The organism is Kitasatospora sp. NPDC057512, from assembly GCF_042802135.1.
In the GTDB taxonomy this organism is placed as follows: Bacteria; Actinomycetota; Actinomycetes; order Streptomycetales; family Streptomycetaceae; genus Kitasatospora.
Map to the genome: position 1 here is coordinate 1 of NZ_JBHVET010001149.1, position 1,712 is coordinate 1,712.

2 protein-coding genes are annotated in these 1,712 nt (G+C 75.4%); both read right to left on the minus strand.

Features of this window, described 5'->3' with window-relative positions:
- Nucleotides 1-70: 70 nt before the first annotated feature.
- Nucleotides 71-991, minus strand: a complete 921-nt coding sequence (locus ACFU6K_RS38450) for a CU044_5270 family protein (protein ID WP_380671230.1) — start codon at nucleotides 989-991, stop codon at nucleotides 71-73.
- On the minus strand, nucleotides 988-1,623 hold the full coding sequence (locus ACFU6K_RS38455; RefSeq protein WP_380671232.1) for an RNA polymerase sigma factor: 636 nt from the start codon (nucleotides 1,621-1,623) through the stop codon (nucleotides 988-990). Before ACFU6K_RS38455 ends, ACFU6K_RS38450 begins: the two co-directional genes overlap by 4 nt.
- Between the last annotated feature and the right edge of the window lie 89 nt (nucleotides 1,624-1,712).

The following is a 1,712-nucleotide window of genomic DNA, read 5'->3' on the forward strand; positions in this document are numbered from 1 at the left end:
GCAGGGAAGGGTGTTACCGCATGCCGGAGGTGTACGAGGGCAAGCGGGGGTAGGGGCAACTGTGGCCCGGCTACGGACGGGTGCCGGGCTGGTCGACGACGGCGCGGGCGAGGACGGCCATCTGGCCGGTGGTGTCGCCCTTCTTGAAGGTCTCGCCGTCGGCCACGGCGACGGTGCGTTCGCCGAGGAAGGCGTAGTCGGCGCGGTCGAAGATCCACTGGGACTCGACCTTCCCGCCGCCGTCCCGTCGTGCGACCGCGACGCCGGGACGGCCGACGGCGTCGGTCACCTCCTCGACCACCGTGACACCGGGGATCTTCGACGCCGCCCGGTAGAGCGCGGCGCTGACGGCGGGCGGGGCGATCTGCTCGCGCAGGAGGTCGCCGATGGTCGCGAACGCCTCCGCGTCGGGTCCGGGCCCGTGGCCTTCGGTGTCGGCGTGGATCCTGGCCAGCAGCGCGTCCGGGTCGGTCGGCAGGGCGGCGACGTAGGCGTAGCTGCCGATCCTCCCGGCGTTCGGCACGGGTTCGGCTTCCCCGTGCTCGTCGCTTCCCCCGGGGTTCGGCAGGTGCCCGTCCAGGAGCAGCAGGTCGCGCCTGCTGCCGTCGACGGACCTCCAGAGCTCCCGGTCCCGCGCCGCCCCGCCCTCCGACTTCGCCCAGTCGTCCAGGCTCTTCACGTAGACGAACTGGTCCCCGCGCGCCGCCGGGGCGGGCTGCTGTTCGGCGGCCCGCGCCGCGCGGTCGAGGACCACGGCCGCGACCGGCCGGGTGGGGTCGGCGCCCCGCTCGGTCGGCCCTCCGGCCAGCACCAGGGACAGCGCCAGGCCGCCCGCCAGGGCGGGCAGGGCCACCCAGCCGAGCCGCTTCCGCCGGGGCGCGGTCACCGGCTCCCGCGCGAACTCGCTCATCAGGTGCCCCCGCAGCTGCCGCCGGCGGTCGGCGGAGAGCCCCGGTCCCGTAGACGGTGGCAGCAGTTCGTCCTCGTTCATCGCTTCGTCTCCTGAGTCGTCGTCACCCCGGCCGTCTCGGTGCGGCCACCCCGTACCTGTCCGGTGTCCGAAACGGGTTCCCGCCCGTTCCGGAGCTCCTCGTCCGCCAGCGCGCGCAGCTTGGAGCGGGCGCGCGAGAGCCGGGAGCGCACCGTGCCGACCGGTACCCCGAGTGCCTCGGCCGCGCTCGCGTAGTCCAGGCCCGCCAGGACGCAGAGGCCGAACACCTCGTGCTCCGCCTTCCGCAGCCGGCCCAGCGCCCGCCGGACGGCGGCGAGCCGGGCGTCGTCGTCGAGCCGACCGGCCAACTCCTCCGCGAAGTCCGGCAGGACGCCCCGGTCGGGCAGCCGCGCCATCGCCGCCCGGTGCCGCCGGGCCGCCCGGGTCGTGTTGCGCAGGACCTGGGCGGCTATCCCGAACAGCCAGGGCCGCACCGGCCCGTCGTCCTCCCGCAGCCCGCCGCGCAGGCGCCACGCTTCGAGGAACGTCAGCTGGACGACGTCCTCCGCCGCAGCCCGGTCCCCCACCACCCGCACCGCGTACCGGTACAGGTCGTCCGCCGTCTCATCGAACAACTCCCCGAAGGCCCACTGGTCGCCGCTCCTCAATCGCGCCCGCTGTGACAGTTCCACACCCCCACCTGTCCGCACGCGCCGCCGGGTTCCCGCCGGAGTACGGCGGAGCACGGCGGAGGGCCCCGCCGAACCGGACGGTTCGGCGG